This window comes from Burkholderia sp. 4M9327F10 (assembly GCF_005503145.1).
GTDB lineage: Bacteria > Pseudomonadota > Gammaproteobacteria > Burkholderiales > Burkholderiaceae > Paraburkholderia.
Window position 1 is genome coordinate 140109 of record NZ_SCNV01000012.1, and the last position, 22208, is coordinate 162316.

A 22208-nucleotide genomic window follows, 5' to 3' on the forward strand; every position below is an offset into this window, starting at 1 on the left:
GAATCTATGACCAGAAGCGGATTCGGACAAGCGAGAAATCACGCTATGCATATTCCGGCCGAACGCGCTCACGGTCCCAGGCCACCCAGATTCAGCACATGCGACCGGCCGATCCATACGGCGCAATCCCGGTGATCGCGCAACCCGTCGTCGGTATTCGGATGGAGAAAGATATCGATCGACCCATGGTTCAGGATCAGCCAGCCGACCACCTCGGCAAAATCAGCCTTGCCAAAAGAAATCTCGTACGACCAGACCGGATGCGGGCCGACCAGTCCTTCGTTAAAGCGTCCGAAACGGACCGCTTCGCCGAAGCGTTCGCCGATATCCTGCCTGAAGGCCCAGGCCGCATGCCGGCCGGACTCGTCGAAGTAGACATGTGCGTGCCAGTTCTCGATGATGCTGGTATCCAGATAAGTCATGCGTATGCCTTGCCGGCTAAATAAATCCGCAAAATCCGCAGCCCGAAATCCGGCCGATCAGTTGAGGTTGAACGAAAACGGCACCTGCACGCGCACCGCCTGGCCGATGCAATGGAAGCGCTTGACGGTACTGATCGCTGCACGTTCGAGGATCAGATCGGCGTGTTGCACGACTTGCGGGCCGGACCGGGGTCGCGCTCAGGAACGCGCCCCCCGGCCGCAAGCCCAGCCTTAGAACAGATACTTCGCGCGTACGTAGTAGAAGCCGCCGTTCGGGCTGATCTGCGCGGCGTAACCGTCGTACTGCGAACCCGAGAACCAGGTGTCCTGGGGCAGCGTGGACGGCCTCACGTCGAACAGGTTGTTGGCGCCCGCCGCAATCTGGAATTTCTTGGTCACGTTGTAGCGCACCTCGAGATCCGTGGTGTACTTCGGCGCATTCCTGAAGTACTGGAAGGTTGTGGTCGAGAACGCGTTCGGCCCGGTGATGTAAGTCTGGTAGTCCGAGGTCGGTCCAAAGCGCGTTTCGTGCAGGCTGACGCCCCATTTATCCAGATGCCAGTTCGCGCCGATGATGATCTTGTTCTTCGGCGCCGCCGAGGTCAGCCATGCGATCTGCTGCTGGTTCAGTTCGGCCGTGCCGTTGCGGGTGGCGACCTTGGTCACCGACGTGTTGTTGATATTGGCCGCGAGGTCCCAGTCCACGCTGCCGTACTCGCCCAGGCTCGAGTGATAGGTCGCCGTCAGGTCGATACCGTCGGTTCTCGTGCTCGCGCCGTTGGTGAAGTAGTTGGCGGTGACGAGGCCCGGGTTCGACTGCGCTGCCGCGAGCAACTGCTCGGGCACCGTGATGCCGGCGATGTCGAGCGCGTTGAGCGCCGCCGCGCCCGAAGCGGTGCCGCCCAGCACGATGCGGTTGCGGATATCGATCTGGTAGGCGTCCAGCGTCACGTTCAGGTTGCGCACCGGATTGAGCACCAGCCCGATGTTGAAGTTGGTGGACTGCTCCGGCTTCAGGTTCTGCGCGCCAATCGACTGCGCAGCGGCCGAGTTGGCTGCCAGCAGGCCGCTCGCCGAAGTCGGCGACACGGTCAGGTTGGTCAGGTATTCCTCGGCGAGGGTCGGCGCGCGAAATCCCGTGCTGACACTGCCGCGTAGCGCCACCGCGGGGGAGAAGTCGTAGCGCGTCGCGAACTTGCCGTTCGTGGTGCCGCCGGCGTCGCTGTAGTGGTCGTAGCGGCCCGAGACCTCAAAGCGCCAGTTCGGCGCGAACTTGCCGGCCAGATCCAGATACGTGCCCAGCACTTCCCGCGAAAACGAGCCCGCGCTCGACGGCAGGAAGCCGGTGATCGCGTCGGCGCCCCACGAGGCCGCATCGCCGGCGCCGATCGAGTAGGTCTCGCGGCGCTGTTCGATGCCGGCGGAGAAGGTGAGCGGTTCAGGCAGCAGGAAATGGAACTGGCGCGACACGTCGAGGGTGTTGGTCCACTGGGTGTCGCTCAGCGTGCCCAGGTTGAAGCTGGTCGGCGTCGAGCCGTTCTCGGCGAACAAGGTCAGGTTGGCGTCGTTGGCGACGCCAAAGCTGTCGTGATCGCCGCCGTAGGTCGAACTGAGGTCCCACTTCCAGCCGAACAGGTTCTCGCCCTTCACACCCGCGGTGATCGAGTAGTCGTTCTCGTTGATGGTCTCGGTCGGTACGTAACCGTTCGGATAGGTGCCCAGCAGACCCGGCAGACCGTAGATCTCGCTGATGATGATCGGCGAGCGGATATTCTGGTAGGCCGCCGCGGAACGATGCCCGTAGGTGCCGAAGCCGTACACCTGGGTATCGTCGTTCAGGTAGTAGCCGGCGTTGAAGCCGACCACTTCGCGGGTGACTTCGGGATCGCCTTCGATCGGGTTGTAAGCGCCCACGCCGCCCGGCAGGAAGCCGAAGTAATTGTCGTAGGGGTTGGTGCGCTCGGTGTGGTTCTGGTGGTCGTATTCGGCGCTCAGGTCGAGAAAGCCGTTGCTGCCCAGGCTCAGGCCCTTCGAGATCGAAAAGTTGTTGGAAAAGCCGTCGCCCTGGTAGGTCTGGCCGGCGGTGTCCGAAATGGCGCCGCCTCCATTGCTCGACTTCAGGATGATGTTGATCACCCCGAAGATCGCGTCGGAGCCGTACTGCGCCGCAGCGGCATCGCGCAGGATTTCAATGTGATCGATCAGGCCGACCGGGATCAGGTCCACGTCCACGCCCGTCGAGCCGGCCTGCGGACCGGCGTCCTGGGCGATGTTGGCGGTGCTGTGGCGGCGCTTGCCGTTGACCAGCACCAGCACCTGATCCGGCGTCGAGCCGTGCAGCGTGAAGGCATTGGTCAGCAGGCCCTGGTCGCCCGCGTAGGAGGCGTGCGAGATCGACGGCGAGAGCTGCTGCAGCGCATCGCGCAGGCTGGCCTTGCCGGTCGCCTCCAGCTCGGCGCCGGTGATCACGTCGATCGGCGTCAGGCTCTGGCTCGCCTTGGTGGCGGTGCGCGAACCGGTCACCACCACCCGGTCCTGCACCCGCACGTTGTTCTGATCGCCCACGGAATCGCTCTTGAGCGACGGCCCGGGCGACGCCGCAGCCCCGCTCGCGGCGTCCGGCGCCGCCTGCGCCCAGGCCGATCCTTGCAGGGCCAGGAACAGCACGGCGGCCGAGATCCCGGTTAGCTGCGTTTTCAATCCCATGCTCCTTCCCCGATTGCTCGCCATCGTTTCTCCACTTGTCGATACAAAAAGCGGCGCCTCTGCATGACGGCGCCAATAGTAAGTATTCCGAAATAATTTTTATAAGCAGGCGTCGATTCGACACCCGCTGGGGGATCAGCTCTTCGGCAGGCCCGGAGGATTGGTGCGCGCGGTGTCGATGGCTTCGGAACCGAGGTTCCAGCGATCGAGCACCTGGCGATACTTGCCGTTGGCAATCAGGTCGTTGATCGCCTGCGTGACCGGTGCGGCGAGACCGCCGCCCTTGCGGGTCGTGACCGCGAGATCGGCCGTGACCGGCCAGCCGCCGCTGATGGTGCCGACCAGCCGCAGGTCGCCTTTTTGCGCAGCGGCGTAGGCGAGGCCCGAGTTGACGCTGAGGATCGCGTCGGCGCGGCCCGACTGCAGGGCGACGTCGCGCACTGCGTAGTCGTCGTAATACTGCACGTTCACGGCTTTCAGGCCGTGATCGGCGTCGCTCTTGCTCCAGGCGAGCAGGATTTTTTCCTGGTTCGTGCCGGAATCGGTAATCACGCGCAGACCGGCCACATCCTTGGGTTCGCGAATCGCCTGAATCGGGCTTTTGGTGGGGACGTAAAACCCGAGCACGTCGCGGCGATACGAGGAGAAATCGAACTTCTCCTTGCGTTCCTCCGTCACCGTGACATTGGACAGCACCGCATCCACCTTGCCCGAGGCGACCGCAAGCGGCCAATCCTCCCAGGCGAGCGGCACCAGCTTGAGCTTGCGGCCGAGACTGTCGGCAATCAGTTGCGACAGATCCGGATCGAAGCCGACGACGGTTTTCGTGTCGGTGGCATACGTGCTGATCGGCGGCCAGGCAACCGAAATGCCGACTGTCAGCACCCCGTCCTGGACGAACTTGAAGTCCGCCGGAATCGCCTTGATTGCAGCGGTGTCGGGACCGGTGCGCGGGCGCCCCGGCTGCGCCGGGCTCAGATCGAAGGTCGTGCCGGCCCACGTTCCATCCGCCACACCGAACGCCGCGGCAGCCAGCAGACCGGAAAACGTCAACATCCATTTACGACGACCCACCATATTCCCCTCCCTTGATAGAAGTGATTGATTCGCGCTGCCTTATTGATTCGTCACGTCTGCAGCCGGTTTTGGCGCGCCTGGAAATCCCAACGGTCCCGGCGCGCGCAGATCGGCTAGCGTGTCGGTACGTCCGGGCTCGAGCAGATCCTTGCCGAACGGCAGCCGGCCATGAATCTCGACGGCGATCGCGCGGTCGTACAAGGGCTCGAAGCCGGTGCTCAGATAGAGGCCGACCGCTTCCGGCTGCCTGAAGCCGGTGGTCAGATAAGCGCGCCGGTAGCCCTGGCGCAGCGCGCGCACTTCGAGTTCGGCAACGATCCGGCGCGCCACCCCCTGGCGGCGCAGATCCGAGCGCGCCCACATCCGCTTGAACTCGGCCGTGGCTGCGTCATAGCGTTTGAAAGCGCCACCGCCAACCACTGCGCCGTCGCTCGCCCGGCGCAGCAACAGGAAAATGCCATCGGGAGGAAGAAACAGCTCTGGCGGATAACGCGTAAGCTCCTCGCTGGTGCCCGGCTCGCGGTGCCGGGCGAATTCGCCATAGCGGCTCGAATACTCGAGCTGCAGTTCATCGAAAAGCGGCTTGGCAAGCGGGTCGGTCGGAGCGATCTCGATTACTTCGTAAGTCACTTTGATTCTGCGCCCGCAGGGGCGCCCCTTGTTATGTATAACTAAGCGTCTTGTTATGAAATATGAATAAAATTCCATACAACTGAAACGCTATGGTGCGTGAACATCATTCGAGGTCAAACGATCAATTTCAAGAATTGTTATTCCCGATTGGTGCAAATCCTTAATCTGCAGAGCATGTTCCGCCGCAAACGCATCAACAAAGAAAATAATGCGGAATGTTCGTAAGGATATCGAAAGTGAAACGGCATCGGTTCCGGCGGAGGGGCGGGATCAAGCCCCTTCGCGAGCATCGGTGAAAGCGGCATTTGCCGCTACCTGCAGGTGTGCTGCACGTACTGAACGTCTTCTCAAGCATTCGTTATATGCATAGCAAAATTTGCTCGAACAATACCGGCTCGCGATAGCGATAATGAAAAAGGCGGGTGTCATCCAGCAGATTTTCAGCAACCTCCTGCAACCCTTTTCCCACGTGCATTCCGGTGCGCTGGGTGGTATCGATATGTCCTACTCACTTTCTATTCTCGACAAAAGTCCGATTGCCGACGGAACAAGCGCCCACGATGCACTGCGCTTTACGGTCCGGCTTGCGCAGCGCGCAGAAGCATTGGGTTACAGGCGTTACTGGATCGCCGAGCATCACGGTGCGCCGGGGCTTGCCAGTTCCGCTCCGGAGATCGTCGTGTCGCATCTGCTTGCGCATACCTCGCGCATCCGGGTTGGCTCAGGTGGCGTGATGCTGCAGCATTACAGCCCGTTCAAGGTTGCCGAGACGTTCCGCGTGCTGGCTTCGCTGGCGCCGGGCCGGGTCGACCTCGGCGTCGGCAAGGCGCCGGGTGGATTGCCGCTGACGACGCGCGCGCTGCAATGGTTCCACGACAAGGCGAAGAAGCCCGATTTCGCTCACCAGTTCGCGGAACTCGACGCGTTCCTGAAGTCGGGCGTGGCCGGAGATCACCCGCTGGCGGGCGCGGTTGCGCTGCCCGCGCCGCCGGAAGCGCCGCAGGGCGTCCTGCTGGGCGCCAGCCCCGAGAGCGCGGCACTCGCTGCGCAATACGGCTGGCAATTCTGCTACGCCGGTCACTTCAACGGCGATAACGACAACATCGAGCGCTCGGTTGACGCGTATCGCAATGCGACAGGACGTGCGCCGCTGCTCGCGCTCTACGCGTTTGTGGCGGAATCGAGGGCCGAGGCTCAGCGCCATGTGGGTCCATTGCGCATTTTCAAGCTGCGGCTCGCAACGGGGCAGAGTGTCAATCTTCCCAGCCCCGAGGCTGCAGCGGAGTTCGCGCGGCAGACCGGCGTGACCGACTATCAGCTCGACGAACTGCACCCGCACGTCGCTACCGGCACGCCGGACGATGTGCACGAGGAGCTCGAGGCGTTGCACGAACGGTTCGGCATCGAGGAATTCGTGATCGACACCCCAGTGGCGGACTATGCGCTGCGTCTTGCTTCGTTCGAAGCGCTGGCGGGCGCGCAACAGCTTGCGCGCGTCTGACTTTCACCACTTTCCCGTTTTACGGAGCAGGACATGACACAGAAGAACCTTACGTTCGGCATCATGCTGCATGGCGCGGGCGGCCATATGAACTCGTGGAAGCATCCCGCCGGACCCGCCGATGCGAGCGTCAACCTCGACTTCATCACCGGCATCGCGCAAAAAGCCGAGGCCAATGGCATTGCGTTCGCCTTCGTGGCGGACGGCCTGTATATCAACGATAAATCGATTCCCCACTTCCTGAACCGCTTCGAGCCGATCTCGATCCTGTCTGCGCTGGCCACCGCCACCACCAAAATCGGCCTGGCGGGCACGCTCTCGACGTCGTATAGCCATCCGTTTACGGTGGCGCGGCAGTTCGCCTCGCTCGACCTCATTAGCGGCGGGCGGGCAGGGTGGAACGTGGTGACTTCGCCGCTTGAAGGATCGGCGAAGAACTACGGCGGCAAGCATCCGGATCACGAGCTGCGCTACGAAATCGCCGACGAGTATCTCGAAGTGGTGCAGGGACTGTGGGACAGCTGGGACGATGACGCATTCGTGCGCGACCGCGAGAGCGGGCGTTTCTTCGACCGCGACAAGCTGCATACGCTCGATCACAAGGGCCGCTTCTTTGAAGTCTCCGGGCCGATCAATATCCAGCGCTCACCGCAGGGACAGCCGGTGATTTTCCAGGCCGGCGCATCGGATTCGGGAATCGCGCTGGCCGGCAAGTATGCGGACGCGGTGTTCACCCATTCGCCGTCGCTCGAAGAAACCCGGGCGTTCACGCAGAGCGTGCGGCAAAGCGCGGTCGAGCACGGGCGCGCTGAGACCGACGTAAAGATCTTCCCGGGCATCGGCCCGATTGTCGGCGCAACGCGCGAAGAAGCCGAAGCGAAATATCGCGCCATTCGTGACCTGCTCAGCGTCGAGGAGGCGCTCGCCTATCTGGGCCGCTTCTTCGAACACCACGACTTTACGCAATACCCGCTTGACGGGCCGTTCCCGGAGTTGGGCGAGCTCGGCAAGAACAGCTTCCGTTCAACCACCGACCGCATCAAGGCCGAGGCGCAGAAGAACGGCTCGACGCTGCGCGAGGTCGCGCTGGAAGTGGCCACACCGAAGCCGCAGTTCATCGGCACTGGCGAGCAGATCGCGGACGAGTTGATCCGCTGGTTCGACGCGGGTGCGTCCGATGGTTTTATCCTCGGTTTCCCGGTGCAGGCCGAGGGATTCGACGATTTTGTCCGCTACGTGATTCCCGCGCTGGAGGCGCGCGGCCGCTACAGCCGCACGCTGGCGGGGACAACCCTGCGCGATCATCTCGGGCTGCCGCGACGCGAGAGCCGCTACGCGACCGCGCAAGCGGTATGACTGACCGCTTGCATCGCAGGAGGGGCGCACCATGAGCGACACCACCCAGCAGTTTGTCAATCCCGCTCACGCGGGCCGTGCAAGCGACGACGCAGCAGAGGCCGCAGCGGGTTCCGAATACGCGCAATACGCACAATACGCGCACTATCGGGTCGTTCCCGCCAGGCATCATGCGCGCACGGCGGGAACCGTGCTGGCGATCCTCCTGATCGGGATAGTGCTGAATTCGATACTCGGCAATCCGCACTGGGGCTGGGACGTCTTCGCGCAGTGGTTTTTCGCCGGGCCGGTGCTCGAGGGTCTCGGACGCACGCTGGTGCTGACAGGGCTCGGTGCGCTATTCGGCTTCGCGCTTGCGGTACCGCTGGCACTGGCGCGCGTATCGCGTTCGCCGCTACTGGCGGGCTGCGCGTGGGCTTTCATCTGGCTGTTCCGCTCGATCCCGCCGATCGTGCTGCTGCTCCTCCTGAACAACCTCGGCTATCTGTACGAGACGATCTGGATCGGCGTGCCGTTCACGCACATCACGCTGCTGAGCCAGTCGACCACCGACCTGATCAGTCCGTTCTTCGCGGCCGTGCTCGGGCTCACGCTGAACCATGCGGCGTTTTCGGCCGAGGCTATCCGCGGCGGGATTCTCTCGGTCGACCACGGGCAGCGCGAAGCCTCGGCTGCGCTCGGTTTGCCAGGCGCGCGCCAGGTGCGCCGCATTGTGCTGCCGCAGGCGATGCGCGCCATCCTGCCGACCGCGTTCAATGACGTGATCGGCCTGGCGAAGGGCACCTCGGTCGTCTACATCCTTGCGATGCCCGACCTGTTCTACACTGTGCAGATCATCTATCACCGCAATCTGGAAGTCATTCCATTGTTGATGGTCGCAACGATCTGGTACGTGCTCATCCTCATGGCCCTGTCGGCGATTCAGGTGCACATCGAACGGTACTATGCGCGCGGTGCGACCCGCGAGCAGGTGGCGGCGTCGCCGTTGAGCGCGCTGTTCGGGCGGTGGCGCAGCGGACCTGGTGGCCGTAGCGGGGCTGTTGCGCGAGCCGCAAGCGCTGCCGCGCCGCGCACTACGTCCCGCACCACGGCAATGGGCAGCGAGGGGAACACTGAAGCAGACACGAGCGGCTGGGCGCAGCGGCGCATCGGCGGCACGGTGGGTATCCATAACGTGTCGAAGAGCTTCGGCGCGCTGAAGGTGCTCGATAACATCTCGCTGGCCGTTCCGTCGGGCAGCGTCACCGTCATCCTGGGCCAGTCGGGCTCGGGCAAATCGACCCTGCTGCGCTCGATCAACCATCTCGAACGCGTCGACGCCGGCTTCATTGACATCGATGGCGAACTGATCGGCTATCGCCGCGACGGACGCACGCTCTACGAGCTCAAGGAGAAGGACATCCTGCAGCGGCGCCGAGCCGACGTCGGCATGGTGTTCCAGAGCTTCAACCTGTTCCCGCACCTGAGCGTGCTCGACAATCTCGTCGAGGCGCCGCTGGCCTCAGGCGTGCCGCGCGCACAGGCCCAGGCCGAAGCGCGCGCGCTGCTCGAGCGTGTAGGTCTCGCCGACAAGGCCGATGCCTGGCCGCGCCAGTTGTCGGGCGGCCAGCAGCAGCGTGTGGCGATTGCCCGTGCGCTTGCGCTGAAACCGAAGGTGCTGCTGTTCGATGAGCCCACATCCGCGCTCGATCCGGAGCTTGTCAACGAGGTGCTCGACGTGATCCGCCAGCTTGCGCGTTCGGGCACGACGCTGATCATCGTCACGCACGAGATTGGCTTCGCCCGCGAAGTGGCCGACACCATCGTGTTCATGGACGGCGGACGCATCGTCGAGTCGGGGCCGCCGGCGAAAGTGCTGGGCGATCCCACCCATGTGCGCACCCGTGAATTCCTCTCGAAGGTGTTGTGACCGTATGCAACATAAAAGGCGTTACGACTCGAAACAACCGGCGAGCGGCCGGCGAACGTTTGTAGCCGGCATCACGGCGCTCGCCGCCATACCGCTTGCATGGCCGGTGGGATTCGCCCAGGCCGCAACGCAGTCGTTCGATTTCAGCCCGGAACAGAAAGGGCGTGTGCGTGCGCCGAAAGATCCCGACGCGCTGCGTCTCATCGCAGACTATCGCTTCGTCACGCCCGGCGTGTTCACGGTGGCGATCGCGCCATTCGCCACGCCGATTGCCACCTATGCGACCGACGCCCGCACGGTGGTGGGCGCCGATCCCGACTACGCGCAGCTCATCGCCGATGCAGTCGGCCTGCGCCTGCTGCTGGTGTCCGTCGCGTGGCCGGACTGGCCGCTCGGTCTTGCATCGGGCAGATACGACGCGGTGATCTCGAACGTCGGCGTGACCGAGAAGCGCAAGCAGAAGTTCGATTTCACCACCTACAGGCTGGGTTTGCACGGGTTCTACGTGCGCAGCGACAGCACGATCAAATCGATCCGCGAGCCGCAGGATATTGCGGGGCTGCGCATCATCACGGCTTCGGGGGCGATCCAGGAGCACATCCTGCTCGAATGGAACCGGCGCAACGTGGCGCATGGCCTGAAAGAGGCGACCCTGCAGTACTACGACGACGGCGCATCGGACCGGCTTGCGCTGCTGTCGGGGCGCGCGGACGCCATCTTCAACCCGGATGCGCCGCTCGCCTACGAGGCCGCGACCCAGGGACAGATTCGCCAGGTGGGCACGGTCAACGCCGGCTGGCCGTTCAAGGCCGATGTCGCGATCGCCACACGCAAGGGCAGCGGGCTCGCGCCGGCGCTCACAGCCGCCACCAACGGCTTGATCCACGGCGGCCAGTATCGCGCCGCGCTCGCGCGCTGGGGGCTGCAAACGGAAGCCGTCGATCGTTCGGAGACCAATCCTCCCGGCTTTCCGGATGCCTGACCACGGGCGTTTCCTTCCCCAACCGCAATCACGACTTCGATGCGAGGCGCCGTCAAGCGGATGCCGGCGCATCGCCAGAACAACAGAGGGCCCCTATGTGTGCCGTGCGCATTGATCATCTTGCTTTCCTGACCCCGGGCAATTACCCGGACGATGCACCGCTTGCGGGTTTCGAGCGAACGCTCGAGCTGTTCGGCGCCGGCGAGGCGCTCGGTTACGACAGTGCGTGGGTACGCCAGCGCCATCTGGAGCGCGCGGTGTCGTCCGCGGCGACGTTTCTCGCGGCGGCCAGCCAGCGCACGACGCGCATCGGACTCGGCGCGGCGGTCATCCAGATGGGGTATGAGAACCCGTTTCGCCTTGCCGAGGATCTTGCGACCGTGGATGTGCTGTCGCGCGGGCGCCTGAACATTGGCCTCAGCGCGGGCGCTCCCGCGCACGGCATCCTGCTCGGCGACCGGCTTTTCGATGCGAATCCCGAGCTGATCGACTTCTCGCACGCGCGCGTCGAGCGCTTGCGCCGCAATCTCGCGGGCGAATGGCTCGGCGGCGAGGACAGCTTCGTCGAATCGGCGGCGGGCCGCGTGCGGCCGCGCGTGAGCCCGTATGCGCCGGGGCTGACCGAGCGGCTCTGGTATGGCGGCGGCTCGCGGCGCTCGATCGAATGGGCCGGCCGCAACGGCTTCAATCTGCTGATCGGCAACATCACGACGGGCGAGGGCACCGACGACTACCGCACGGCGCAGCTAAGCCAGCTCGACCTGTTCCGCTCGCACTGGAGCGAAGCGCGGGCCCCGCGGATCGCATTGGGGCGCGTGATCGTGCCGATCGACGGCGCCGACGCCCAGACGCGGCAGCGCTACCGCGAGTTCGCCGAGGGACGCCACGCGCGCACGCTGACGCCGCACGGCGAGCGGCGCACGCTATTTGCGCCGGATCTGGTCGGTACGGCCGACGAAATCGTTGACCGCTTGCTTGACGATCCGGTCGTCGCGCAGGTCAGCGAATTGCGTCTCGAACTGCCGTATGATCTGCCGTTCGAAAACTATCAGCAGATTCTCGAGGACTTCGTCACGCGCGTCGCCCCCGAACTGGGCTGGCGGCCCGCCGCCGCGGGCCAGTCCGTTGCCGCCTAGCCGTGCTGGGCATCTTGCCGGATCGAGTGATTGACCTTATGACCGACGCCACCTTGACTTCCACAGCCGCTGCCTCGCCGCAGAGTCCAACCGTGCCGGACGACCGCTTTGTTTACGTGTCGGTTCACGACCCATTGGCCCAGCCTCTGCTCGAGGAACTGGCCTATGAGTACAGCAGCCGCTACGCCGGCCTCGTCGACAAGGACGAGATCGCGAAAGAAATGCAGCGCTATCCTGCCGAGGCGTTCGCGCCGCCGCAGGGCGCCTTCGTGCTGCTGCTGCGCGACGGGCAGGCCATCGCGGGCGGCGCCTTCATGCCCCATGCCGACCCCGGCACGACCGAGTTCAAGCGCATCTGGGCAAGCCGCAACCACCGCCGGCAGGGCCTTGCCCGCCGTGTGCTGGCCGAACTGGAGGCGCAGGCGCTCCGCCAGGGCTACACGCGCGTGTACCTCGGCACGGGCCCGCGCCAGCCCGAAGCCGTCGGGCTGTACCAGACAAGCGGCTACACCTTGCTGTCGTCACACGATTTCGGCGAGGATGAGCCGCCTGGCGTCCTGTTCGAGAAGCACCTGGTGCCGCAGCGGGAGGGCTAACGGCGGCGCCGCGGCGCAATTCAGCTATGATCTAGGGTTCGCGGGGCCACGCCTCTACGCCGGACTTGCCTGAAAGCCGGGCAAAGCCGATACTTTCAGGTCGCACGTCATTCTCCCTACCTCGATCTAGCGGTTTTCCACATGAGTACAATTCTCGAAAGTCTCCCGGCCGGCCAGAAAGTCGGCATCGCCTTCTCCGGCGGCCTCGACACCAGCGCCGCGCTGCACTGGATGCGACTCAAGGGCGCCGTCCCGTACGCCTACACGGCCAACCTCGGCCAGCCCGACGAGGACGACTACGAGTCGATTCCGCGCCGCGCGATCCAGTACGGTGCGGAAGGCGCGCGACTGATCGACTGCCGTGCCCAACTGGTGGCCGAGGGCATCGCGGCCCTCCAGTCGGGCGCGTTCCACATCTCGACCGCCGGCGTGACCTACTTCAACACGACGCCGATCGGCCGCGCGGTGACCGGCACGATGCTGGTCGCCGCCATGAAGGAAGACGGCGTCAACATCTGGGGCGACGGCAGCACGTACAAGGGTAACGACATCGAGCGCTTCTACCGCTACGGCCTGCTCGTCAATCCGGAACTGAAGATCTACAAGCCGTGGCTCGACCAGGCCTTCATCGACGAACTGGGTGGCCGCGCGGAAATGTCCGAGTTCATGCGCCAGTCGGGCTTCGAATACAAGATGTCGGCGGAAAAAGCGTACTCCACCGACTCGAACCTGCTCGGCGCGACGCACGAAGCGAAGGACCTCGAAAGCCTCGAAAGCGGCATTCGGATCGTCAATCCGATCATGGGCGTCGCCTTCTGGCGCGATGACGTGCAGATCGCCAAGGAAGAAGTCACGATCCGCTTCGAAGAAGGCCATCCGGTTGCGCTTAACGGCGTTCAGTACACGGATGCCGTCGAACTGCTGCTGGAGGCGAACCGCATCGGCGGCCGCCACGGTCTCGGCATGAGCGACCAGATCGAGAACCGGATCATCGAGGCGAAGAGCCGCGGCATCTACGAAGCACCGGGACTCGCGCTGCTGTACATCGCTTATGAGCGTCTTGTCACGGGCATCCACAACGAAGACACCATCGAGCAGTACCGCGAAAACGGCCGGCGCCTGGGCCGGCTGCTGTATCAGGGCCGCTGGTTCGACCCGCAGGCCATCATGCTGCGCGAAACGGCACAGCGCTGGGTGGCGCGCGCGATCACGGGCGAAGTCACGGTCGAACTGCGCCGCGGGAACGACTACTCGATCCTCAGCACGAAGTCGCCGAACCTGACGTACCAGCCGGAGCGGCTTTCGATGGAGAAGGTCGCATCGACGTTCTCGCCGCGCGACCGGATCGGCCAGTTGACGATGCGGAATCTGGATATCACGGATACGCGTGCGAAGCTGGTGATCTATTCCGACGTCGGCTTGCTCGCGCCGGGTGAGGCGTTGGCGCTGCCGCAGATCAAGGACGATAGCAAGTAAATCGAAGCGGTTCAGGATCGGATGGAGGTCCTTCTTCATCCGGTCAGCGGTTCCCGCCGTGACTAACGCAGGGTGGCAAATGCGGCCGGCGTGAAGTCGGCAAGCTGGTCGATGCGCTTTTGCCGTACCTTCTCGAGCCAGGCAGGGTCCTGCAGCAAAGCGCGTCCGACCGCCACCAGATCGAACTCGCCGCGCTCCAGCCGCGCGAGCAGTCCGTTCAGCGGCGTCGGTTGGGCGATCTTGCCTCCAAGAGATTCATAGACGTCACCAGACAGGCCGACGGCGCCCACGGTTATTGCGGTGACGCCCGTTAGCTTCTTCGCACAGCCGGCAAGGTTCAGTTCCGCATCGATCTCAGGGAAGGCGGGCTGCCAGAATTTCGGCTGCGAGAGATGGAAGGCGTCCACGCCGGCTTCGACGAGCACGCTAAGCCACTGTTCCAGCGCCTTCGGCGTCTCGGCGAGCCGTGCGCTGAAGTCTTTTGGCTTCCATTGCGAAAGGCGAAGAATCACCGGGAAACCGGGGCTGACCACCATCCGCACAGCCTTCAGAATTTCGACCACGAAGCGCGAGCGTTCGACGAGCGTCGAGCCGCCATATCCGTCGTTGCGCAAGTTGAGATGATCGTAGAAGAACTGATTGATGAGGTAGCCATGCGCGCCCATCAGCTCTACGGCATCGAACCCGAGCCGTTCGGCGTCCGACGCCGCGCGCGCGAAGGCGTCGATGGCATTGGCCACATCAGCTTCGCTCATCGGCTGACTGACGCGTTCGCCTGTCACTGAAAGCCCTGAGGGGCTTTCATAGGGCGCCGGCGGTATCCAGTCCGGTGTCAGGTTAGAGCGCTTATGTCCCACATGAACCAGTTGCGGCGCGATGAGCCCACCCGCCGCGTGAACCTCGTCCACGACCTTCCGCCAGCCTGCGAGCGCCGCTTCGCCATGAAAGCGGGGCATGTCAGGCTCATTGAGCGCCGCCGGACGGCCGATCCCGGCCGCCTCTGTGATGATGAGACCGACGCCATTCTCCGCGCGGCGGCGATAGTAGCTGGCGACCTCGGTGGTCGGCACGCCGCCCGGCGACATGGAGCGAGTCATCGGCGCCATGACGACGCGGTTCGGCAAGGTGAGGGCGTTTAGCCGGTAGGAATTGAAGAGGACGTCGAGATTGGGCATCGGATGTCTTCGCGGTGCGAAAGGTAGTTGATCGGAGCGCGTCGATTCAGGCGGGTCTCGTGCATGACCGTGAACAGAAGGTTCATCGTAGCTGCCGCTGCCAGGAACGATAACCACCCGATTGCTCATAAGGCCTATTCTTCAAGAGAATGGGGTAAATGAGGGGGATGAGGGGGATGAGGGGGTAATGGGTCTCTCGACCTCGCTGCATCACTGGATGAACTTGTTCAACCGCTCGGTCGTTCGACACACCTCTGAAAATCGTCGACAATCCGCTGCGATGCCCCGCTGGTGACAATCAATAAACTCACCGCCCTGTTTGATCTCGAACCACGAGAGGACAAATGGATCAATCGAAATCGCCGTTCGATCTCCGACTTCAGCCCTTGCTGGCCGACAGATCGGTGACGGGCGCGTCTGTAGCAGTCTTGCGAAACGGATCAATAGAGGTAGCCGCCGCGGGTCTAAGGGATCAGAACACGGCCGTTCCCGTCGATGTGAATACCGTGTTTCCCGCGGCATCCCTCACCAAGCCACTCGTGTCATACGCCGTGCTCCAGCTTGCCGATTCCGGCGTGCTGGATCTCGACGAGCCTCTTTCGCGCTCGATCCCGGCAATCGTGCCTGACGATCCGATGTCAGCTCTTGTCACCTTCCGCCACGTGCTGACGCACACCTGTGGTCTGCAAAACATTCGCGGGAAGGAGCCCGTGCGCATGTATTTTCGACCGGGTTCCTGGTTCAGCTACTCCAGTTTGGGTTTTTCGCTGATGCAGTCTGCCATTGAAACCCGGACCGGCGAACGACTGGAAGCAACCGTACGGCGCCTTGTATTCGCGCCGCTGGCGATGGACTCGTCGAGTCTCGAGTGGTGTGATCGATTTCTCGGCAACATGGCCAGCCCGCATGAAGCGGAAAAGCAGATCGAGATGCATCGTCCTCCATCGGCCAACGCATCCTATACGCTCCATACGACCGCTGGCGATTACGGCGCGTTCGTGGCGGCGATACTGCGCGGCGAACGTCTGAAGGCATCCACCTGGGAGCAGTTCTTGAGCGCGAATGTCATGGTACCCAAGGGGGCGATCGTTCACCTGGACGGCGAGCCATCGGCAACCGAGGCGGACATAGGCTGGGGGCTGGGTTGGGGAGTCGAGCCAAGCCGAAGAACGTTTTTTCAGTGGGGCAAAATGTCAGGTGTGCGAGCCTTTGTAATGGGGAGCCTCGAGCACCAGGCGGGGGTGGTGTTGCTCACTAACAGCAATAGGGGGCTGCGGTTGATGGATGACATTAGCCGTGACGTGTTGCCCGGCAAGCATGCGGCGATTCGCTGGCTTGCTGATAATGTCGGGGAGTGAGGTCCGACGTACAACCAACGGGCGAACGGATAGGCGCTCGGACTTCTAGTGAACGGGCTCCCGAATCGTTGGACAGACGCTACATTCATCAGCGTGTCGGCTCATCAAACCCACCTTTGCCAACGAACTCCGAAAAAAGAACAAAAATGAAAACTACGTATTCGACAAGAACAGCCAGGCCGGAAGACGCTGCGCGTCTTGCGGTGCTCGGAGCTCATGTGTGGGTACAGACCTATGCAGAGGCGGGCGTATCTGAGCCCATCGCGCAATATGTTCTGAAAACATTTACGACCGAAAGAATCCTGACTCTAGTGAACGATCCGGGCGTCGTTCTGTTGGTTGCAGAGACAGGAGGAAATCTTGCCGGATATATAGTCATACGCTTTGACTCGCACCATGCGGACGTTCCCATCGAGATTGAAACACTCTATGTCCAGGATTCTTTTTCCGGTCGTGGAATCGGATCGGCCTTGATGAATCATGCAAAAGGCATTGCAGAGGCAAGAACCGGAAATCGTGCATTCTGGCTCATGGTTAACTCGCGAAACGAAAAGGCAATCTCTTTCTATCATTCCCGTGGGATGACGCAGGAAGGGATAGCGTACTTTGAACTCGACGGTATCAGGCACGAGAACAAGGTGATGGTCGCAAGGTACTGACGCAGATCTTGCAGTCGGGAGGCTCTTGTGTTTGCACGCCTTTTCGTCGCGGCGACGCGTACTCTGATCTGCAGAACGCTATTGAGGAGTGGCTGATGTCGCAAAAGGTGACCGGATTGGTGCTGACGCGGCGTACATGGACGTCAAGCCACGCAGTGTTCAAGACGCTCGCTGCGGCATTTGTGCTTACGCTGCTTACGTACTCCTGGGCGGCCTCTGCTCAAGCCCTGCAGGAGTCGAAACCAACCACTGACGATCTCTCAATCGTGCGGCAGCTCGTCAAACATCAATCCGACCTGTGTCAAACCGTTGAGATCGAAGGCACGGTGCTGGCAAACGATATGAAAGGGCGCTTTCAGGTTGTTGCGGATCCCGCCTCTCGTACGGCGGCCATTCGCGTTTTCGGCGTTGGGCCCGAAAATTTCAGTGTCGGCGTGGCAAACGAAATCGCGTGGATCTCGGATCGGGATCGTGCGCCAAGAAAAGCCGACTTCATTGGATTTCGCCAAGGACTTGTCGACGACGCCTACTGGGCAGGCGGAGGATTGGCCAATCGATGCTGGCCGGCAGACGTGGCTTACGTCCAGACCTTATCCACCGCACACGACACACTGGATGAGCTTGCGGTGGTGCCAGCCGGCGGGAAAGTGATGCATGTCTGGGTGTCGAGAGCGACACGTCATGTCGTCAAGTGGACACGTCGAGACGAGCCCGACCTTGCTACGACGAGCTTGACGTATTGTCGGGACGATACCCTTCGTGAATTTGCGTGCCGGCAGACGCGGATCGATCGCGACGGAAACAGATGGGTGTTTGTCACTGAGCACATCAAGCGTGGCGTCAGTTCGACCCGGATCGCCGCGCTCGCAGCCTGGCCAGGCGAGTCCGTGCAAGACCATTGGATCGAGAACGGGCAGCGGCAAACCACCGTGCCAATGACCGTCGAGGGTCAGCCTATGGTGGATGTTTTCGTCAATGGACATGGCCCGATCAAGATGATCGTCGACACGGGCGGTTCGTTAATGCTGACAGCCAGGGTCGCTGCACTTGCAAAGCTGAAACGTGCCGGGCACGGCTATCAAACCGGTGTGACCGGCGCGGCAGCTTCGATTCAGTTCGTCCATGTCGACGATCTTCGGATTGGGTCCGCGCACATCGAGAATCAGTTTGCGCAGGTCCTCGATGGGCCAGACGACATCGGTAAATCGGCTATAGGCGGAACGATCGGATACGAGGTATTGTCGCGGTTCCGGTCCACGTTCGATTTTGAAGGCGGCCGATTCACGCTCGCGTCGGACCACGATGCGGCCGGCGACGCCGCCGACCCGATCCCCTTTACGTTGGACAATACCGTTCCTGGCGTGCAGGGCCAGCTCAACGGTGTTCCAACCAGCATCTGGATCGATACGGGTAACGGCGCACCGTTGTTCGTGGCTGCAGCCTTTACGAAGAATCACCCGAGCGCGATGGCAACCCGTCTCTATGACGTGGGAATGCGGGTTGGAGGAATAGGCGATGCCGGAAGTCCTGCATTGCTTGGGGTAGTCCGGCGTTTGTCTATCGGTACTCGCGACTCGACCGATGTGGTCGGTATCTTCACGAATCAAAGGACTGGTCCAGACACCAATAGCGACACCGGAGCGAATGCCGGTACGCCGCTGTTTTCGGGCGGCCAATTGACGATTGATTATTCGCAACGAAAGATCTGGGCATCGGCTCCTTCCCGGCGCGATCAACCGTTTTCGCCTTTTTATAATCACGCTGGATTTGGTTTCACATCCTGGGCTGGAAACATCGCCGTGGTCAAATACGTGCGTCCGGATTCGCCGGCCGCAGAGGCGGGACTGTCGGTTGACGACAAGGTCTTCGCGATCAATGGCGAGCAGGTGTCTGATAGCGTGCTGGGTAGGCTTCACAGCCAGGTTGCTTCGAGTGCCGACACGCCGGTCACTTTGTCGGTAGTACGTGACAAACGTCAATTCGATGTTGAGATCCGGCCGCGACCTTATGTTCAATGACCTTCGTGGACAAACGCACCATGTCAGATGAGACACACGAGCGTAACTCCCGACTCTGGAAGCGGACGCTGCTGGCCAATTCTGACGCGGGCGTGAGACCTGCCAATCTCCGCAACGTGACGCCGGAGGACGTAACTGCACTGGGTGCGCTCTTTTTTGACGCGTTCTTTGGAACGATCGACGATGCCGGTCAGGCTGCGACCCAATACGAATCAAAGGCAACAGCAATCGTCGCCGGTCGATACGGCGAATGGATTCCCGCGGCATCGTGGGCGATTGAAGAAGCGGGCGGTCTTCGATCCGCATGCCTCGTTTGCGACTACAAACCGTATGGTTGCCCAGTCATTGCCGTGGTAGCCACTACACCTTCACACAAGCGAGCGGGTGAGGGTGGAAGCCTGGTGGACGCAGCGCTGTTATCGCTCGTGGCGCTCGGCTATCTGGAATGCTGTGCGATGATTACCGTTGGGAACGACGCATCGGAGCGGCTATTCGAAAGCCGCGGTTTCTCGCCTGAAGCTGCCGGCCGATAGGCCGCGGGCAAGCGGCTTTACCTTCCGAACCTGTGATACACGATATGCATCGGGAATGAAATGAGAGAACAGGAACCGAGCCGTACAGCATTTGCTGCGGCTATCCATCGAGCCGTCCATCAGGTGGTGGAAGAGGGAAAAATTTTCAGCGACCCGCTCGCCCTCGCGATAGTAGGAATGAAGGCCGAGGACGTGCAGCATGACGACGAATTGCAAACGTCCAGACGCGCAATCCGATTGTTCATCGCGGCCCGGTCAAGCTACGCCGAAGCGGCCCTCGGGCGCGCCGTTGACCAGCGCGGTGTGCGGCAGATCGTGATACTCGGTGCGGGCCTGGATACGTTTGCGTATCGTAGCCGACTCCCCAGCAATGCTCGTATTTTCGAAGTCGATCATCCGGCCACACAAGCATGGAAACAAAGACGGCTTGAGCAAGCCGGCATAGAGCGCCCGGATTCACTGATCTACGCGCCCGTCGATTTCGAAACGGATACGCTCTTGAATGGGCTCGATGCGGTCGGCTTCGACCCAACGCAGCGAACGTTTTTCATCTGGCTCGGCGTCGTTCCTTATTTGACGCAGAAAGCGATTGACCAGACGCTGGGCGCAATTGCCAGTCTCGCTGGCGGCGCCGAAGTGGTGTTCGACTACAGCGATCCTCCGGCTTCGTTTTCCACGGAGCTATTGGCGTTGCACCAGGCAAGAGCGGCGCGTGTGGCTGCCGCCGGCGAACCATTTCTCAGCTATTTCGATCCTCCGGCGTTGCACGAAAAGCTACGCAAGCTGGGCTTCATCGAGATCGATGATGTTATCGGTCGCAGCTTGCTTTCCCGCTACGTTGAACAGACAACGACGGCCGCACGATCAACCGGGGAAGGTGGCGCGTCACGTTCAGGCGGTGGACACGTGTTGTTCGCAGCGACGAAGCTCGCCTGAACGTTCGATTCACGCTGTCGATTCTTTTGATGAAGGTCGTTCACCTAACGCTGTGGCGGCTAGGGGTGCCTCAAGGTAGCTCAAGGTTCAGAAAGATCTGCCGTTAAATCGAGGACGCCGCTACGCGCCGTAGAAGGCTCAGATTCCGCAACCGTTCTCCGAAGCTACACGGTTGCGCCGTTCCAATTCAAAAGAGGAGCCACACATGCAGTTCAAGCGTACTTTCATCGCTATGTCGTTTGCATCACTTCTCGTTATGGGCGGCTGCGCGTCCGTACCGATGGGAGATTCGCAGCGGGATGCCACGCTGAAGACGTTTAACGCGCCGCAGGACAAGGCCGCGGTCTACGTGTATCGCAATGAGAGCATGGGAGCGGGCGTCAAGATGGACGTCTCGCTCGATGGCAAGCCGATCGGTGAGACGGCTGCCAAGACTTATCTTTATGAAGAGGTCGCACCGGGACACCATCAGCTGATCTCCGCGGCTGAGAACAACTCCACACTGGACTTCGACGTGGTTGCCGGCAAGAGCTATTACGTCTGGCAGGAGGTCAAGATGGGCATCATGTATGCGCGTAACAAACTCCAACTGGTCGACGACCAAACCGGGCAAGCTGGCGTGAAGGAGTCGAAGCTGACTGTGCTGGCGACGCCTGCACAGTAAGATCTGCTAGAGTTTTCGCGGTCATCCGGTCACACAGCGCAGATCTTTCATGGTCTGCGCAACCTGTCGGGCCATTGCCGGACATCCCGCCTCTTCGCGGGATCTGTGGCTACGCATGACAAGATTCCGGTAATCTATAAATCAAATTAGGCCATGCACAGGCCTGCGCACTTCAGGAGGACTCATGTTTGACCACGTCGTATTCGGAGTCAGCGACTATGCAGCGAGCAAAGCGTTCTTCCTCAAGGCACTGGAACCGCTGGGCCTAGCTGTTGTCATGGAGAGGCAGGGTGGTATCGAGCTTAGCTCCGATGGTAAGACTTCGTTGTGCCTGCTCCAGACCGATGAGAAGCCGGCGCATCTTCACCTGGCGTTCGTGGCCGAGAACCGCCAGCAAGTCGACGCTTTCTATCGCGCGGCTCTGGAGGCGGGTGGCCAGGACAATGGTGCGCCGGGTCTGCGCCCGCGCTACCACGCGAACTACTATGCAGCTTTTGTCATTGGTCCCGACGGACACAACATCGAAGTGGTTTGCCATCAACCCGAGGCCTAAGCCTTCAGTCGAGCGGAGCCGCGAGGCCAAGCAGCCTCCTCTCATGTCAAACGTTGAGCGTCCGTCATTTGGTGGTCGGTTGGGCGTTTTGAGCGCCCGTTTTGGGTTGCGGATTCAAACGGTCGATAGCGGTCGCCCTGCCGGGCGGCCGACGGGGAGGGCAACGATCCATACCCGGTGAGTCATCAGGCAAGGTTAGCGCCTGCTCGTGAGAAAGGCGACCGGCCGCTTCGGGTCGTTTTATGCCTTTCGCATAGATTCACCCATCGCTAACTCGCGCGATCCAGCCATAGGTCGCAGTGCGGCCAGAAGCCGATCTTCGGAACCGGCAGACAGATCATCGATAATTGTGTGCCTTGCCCTTGCAGCGGGTGATGTGTAGATCGCCGTGCCATGACCTTACAGAGTCTGCCTTGCAGAAGTTCGTAAGGCGCTGCCTAGCCTGGCGATGCGGTTAGTTGGCGGGTAATAGAACTCCCAGAACGAATATCGATCTGATAAAGATTCTGGGAGTTTCG

General features: G+C 61.9%; 19 protein-coding genes and 1 pseudogene. 14 read left to right on the forward strand and 6 right to left on the reverse strand.

Annotation, left to right across the window (positions count from 1 at the left end):
* Window positions 1-68: 68 nt before the first annotated feature.
* From FFS45_RS14415 to FFS45_RS14435, 5 genes and pseudogenes are all read right to left on the reverse strand, one after another.
* Window positions 69-422 carry a DOPA 4,5-dioxygenase family protein gene (locus FFS45_RS14415; protein WP_137955319.1) on the reverse strand — a complete coding sequence of 118 codons (354 nt, stop codon included), beginning with the start codon at window positions 420-422 and terminating at the stop codon, window positions 69-71.
* A gap of 57 nt (window positions 423-479) precedes the next feature.
* Window positions 480-599 (reverse strand): annotated as a pseudogene (locus FFS45_RS14420) (energy transducer TonB); the annotation flags it as partial.
* Window positions 600-653: 54 nt separating this feature from the next.
* A complete protein-coding gene (locus FFS45_RS14425) occupies window positions 654-3122 on the reverse strand; it encodes a TonB-dependent receptor (protein WP_249362780.1) in 2469 nt (822 codons plus the stop codon).
* A gap of 141 nt (window positions 3123-3263) precedes the next feature.
* The gene (locus FFS45_RS14430) at window positions 3264-4184 is read right to left on the reverse strand and encodes an ABC transporter substrate-binding protein (protein ID WP_137955346.1); all 921 of its coding nucleotides are present in this window, start codon (window positions 4182-4184) and stop codon (window positions 3264-3266) included.
* 60 nt (window positions 4185-4244) lie between these two features.
* On the reverse strand, window positions 4245-4835 hold the full coding sequence (locus FFS45_RS14435) for a GNAT family N-acetyltransferase (protein WP_137955321.1): 591 nt from the start codon (window positions 4833-4835) through the stop codon (window positions 4245-4247).
* A gap of 502 nt (window positions 4836-5337) precedes the next feature.
* Here FFS45_RS14435 and FFS45_RS14440 point away from each other — a divergent pair.
* The 7 genes from FFS45_RS14440 to argG all read left to right on the forward strand — a co-directional run bounded on the left by FFS45_RS14440 (window position 5338) and on the right by argG (window position 13794).
* Window positions 5338-6339, forward strand: a complete 1002-nt coding sequence (locus FFS45_RS14440) for an LLM class flavin-dependent oxidoreductase (protein ID WP_137955347.1) — start codon at window positions 5338-5340, stop codon at window positions 6337-6339.
* A 33-nt stretch (window positions 6340-6372) separates the two neighbouring features.
* Entirely contained in the window at window positions 6373-7695 is a 1323-nt protein-coding gene (locus tag FFS45_RS14445; protein WP_137955322.1) for an LLM class flavin-dependent oxidoreductase, read from the forward strand.
* A gap of 31 nt (window positions 7696-7726) precedes the next feature.
* Complete coding sequence (locus FFS45_RS42740) at window positions 7727-9604, forward strand: amino acid ABC transporter permease/ATP-binding protein (protein WP_137955323.1); 1878 nt, start codon at window positions 7727-7729, stop codon at window positions 9602-9604.
* Window positions 9605-9608: 4 nt separating this feature from the next.
* Window positions 9609-10586: an ABC transporter substrate-binding protein gene (locus tag FFS45_RS14455; RefSeq protein WP_137955324.1), complete on the forward strand. Its 978-nt coding sequence runs from the start codon at window positions 9609-9611 to the stop codon at window positions 10584-10586.
* A gap of 95 nt (window positions 10587-10681) precedes the next feature.
* Window positions 10682-11722: an LLM class flavin-dependent oxidoreductase gene (locus FFS45_RS14460; RefSeq protein WP_137955325.1), complete on the forward strand. Its 1041-nt coding sequence runs from the start codon at window positions 10682-10684 to the stop codon at window positions 11720-11722.
* A 38-nt stretch (window positions 11723-11760) separates the two neighbouring features.
* Window positions 11761-12318 carry a GNAT family N-acetyltransferase gene (locus FFS45_RS14465; RefSeq protein ID WP_137955326.1) on the forward strand — a complete coding sequence of 186 codons (558 nt, stop codon included), beginning with the start codon at window positions 11761-11763 and terminating at the stop codon, window positions 12316-12318.
* A gap of 141 nt (window positions 12319-12459) precedes the next feature.
* A complete protein-coding gene (gene argG / locus FFS45_RS14470; RefSeq protein ID WP_137955327.1) occupies window positions 12460-13794 on the forward strand; it encodes an argininosuccinate synthase in 1335 nt (444 codons plus the stop codon).
* 62 nt (window positions 13795-13856) lie between these two features.
* Here argG and FFS45_RS14475 read toward each other — a convergent pair whose 3' ends face one another.
* Window positions 13857-14969: an NADH:flavin oxidoreductase gene (locus tag FFS45_RS14475; protein WP_137955328.1), complete on the reverse strand. Its 1113-nt coding sequence runs from the start codon at window positions 14967-14969 to the stop codon at window positions 13857-13859.
* Between the two features lie 344 nt (window positions 14970-15313).
* Between FFS45_RS14475 and FFS45_RS14480 the strand changes: the two genes are divergently transcribed.
* From FFS45_RS14480 to FFS45_RS14510, 7 genes are all read left to right on the forward strand, one after another.
* Complete coding sequence (locus FFS45_RS14480; RefSeq protein ID WP_137955329.1) at window positions 15314-16327, forward strand: serine hydrolase domain-containing protein; 1014 nt, start codon at window positions 15314-15316, stop codon at window positions 16325-16327.
* A gap of 146 nt (window positions 16328-16473) precedes the next feature.
* Window positions 16474-16986: an N-acetyltransferase gene (locus FFS45_RS14485; RefSeq protein ID WP_137955330.1), complete on the forward strand. Its 513-nt coding sequence runs from the start codon at window positions 16474-16476 to the stop codon at window positions 16984-16986.
* Window positions 16987-17081: 95 nt separating this feature from the next.
* Window positions 17082-19004, forward strand: coding sequence for an aspartyl protease family protein (locus tag FFS45_RS14490; RefSeq protein ID WP_137955331.1), 1923 nt, complete (start codon window positions 17082-17084; stop codon window positions 19002-19004).
* A gap of 20 nt (window positions 19005-19024) precedes the next feature.
* Complete coding sequence (locus FFS45_RS14495) at window positions 19025-19537, forward strand: GNAT family N-acetyltransferase (protein ID WP_171029654.1); 513 nt, start codon at window positions 19025-19027, stop codon at window positions 19535-19537.
* Window positions 19538-19597: 60 nt separating this feature from the next.
* Entirely contained in the window at window positions 19598-20473 is an 876-nt protein-coding gene (locus FFS45_RS14500) for a class I SAM-dependent methyltransferase (RefSeq protein ID WP_137955333.1), read from the forward strand.
* 205 nt (window positions 20474-20678) lie between these two features.
* On the forward strand, window positions 20679-21137 hold the full coding sequence (locus FFS45_RS14505; RefSeq protein ID WP_249362781.1) for a DUF2846 domain-containing protein: 459 nt from the start codon (window positions 20679-20681) through the stop codon (window positions 21135-21137).
* A 184-nt stretch (window positions 21138-21321) separates the two neighbouring features.
* Complete coding sequence (locus FFS45_RS14510) at window positions 21322-21690, forward strand: VOC family protein (RefSeq protein WP_137955334.1); 369 nt, start codon at window positions 21322-21324, stop codon at window positions 21688-21690.
* Window positions 21691-22208 lie beyond the last annotated feature (518 nt).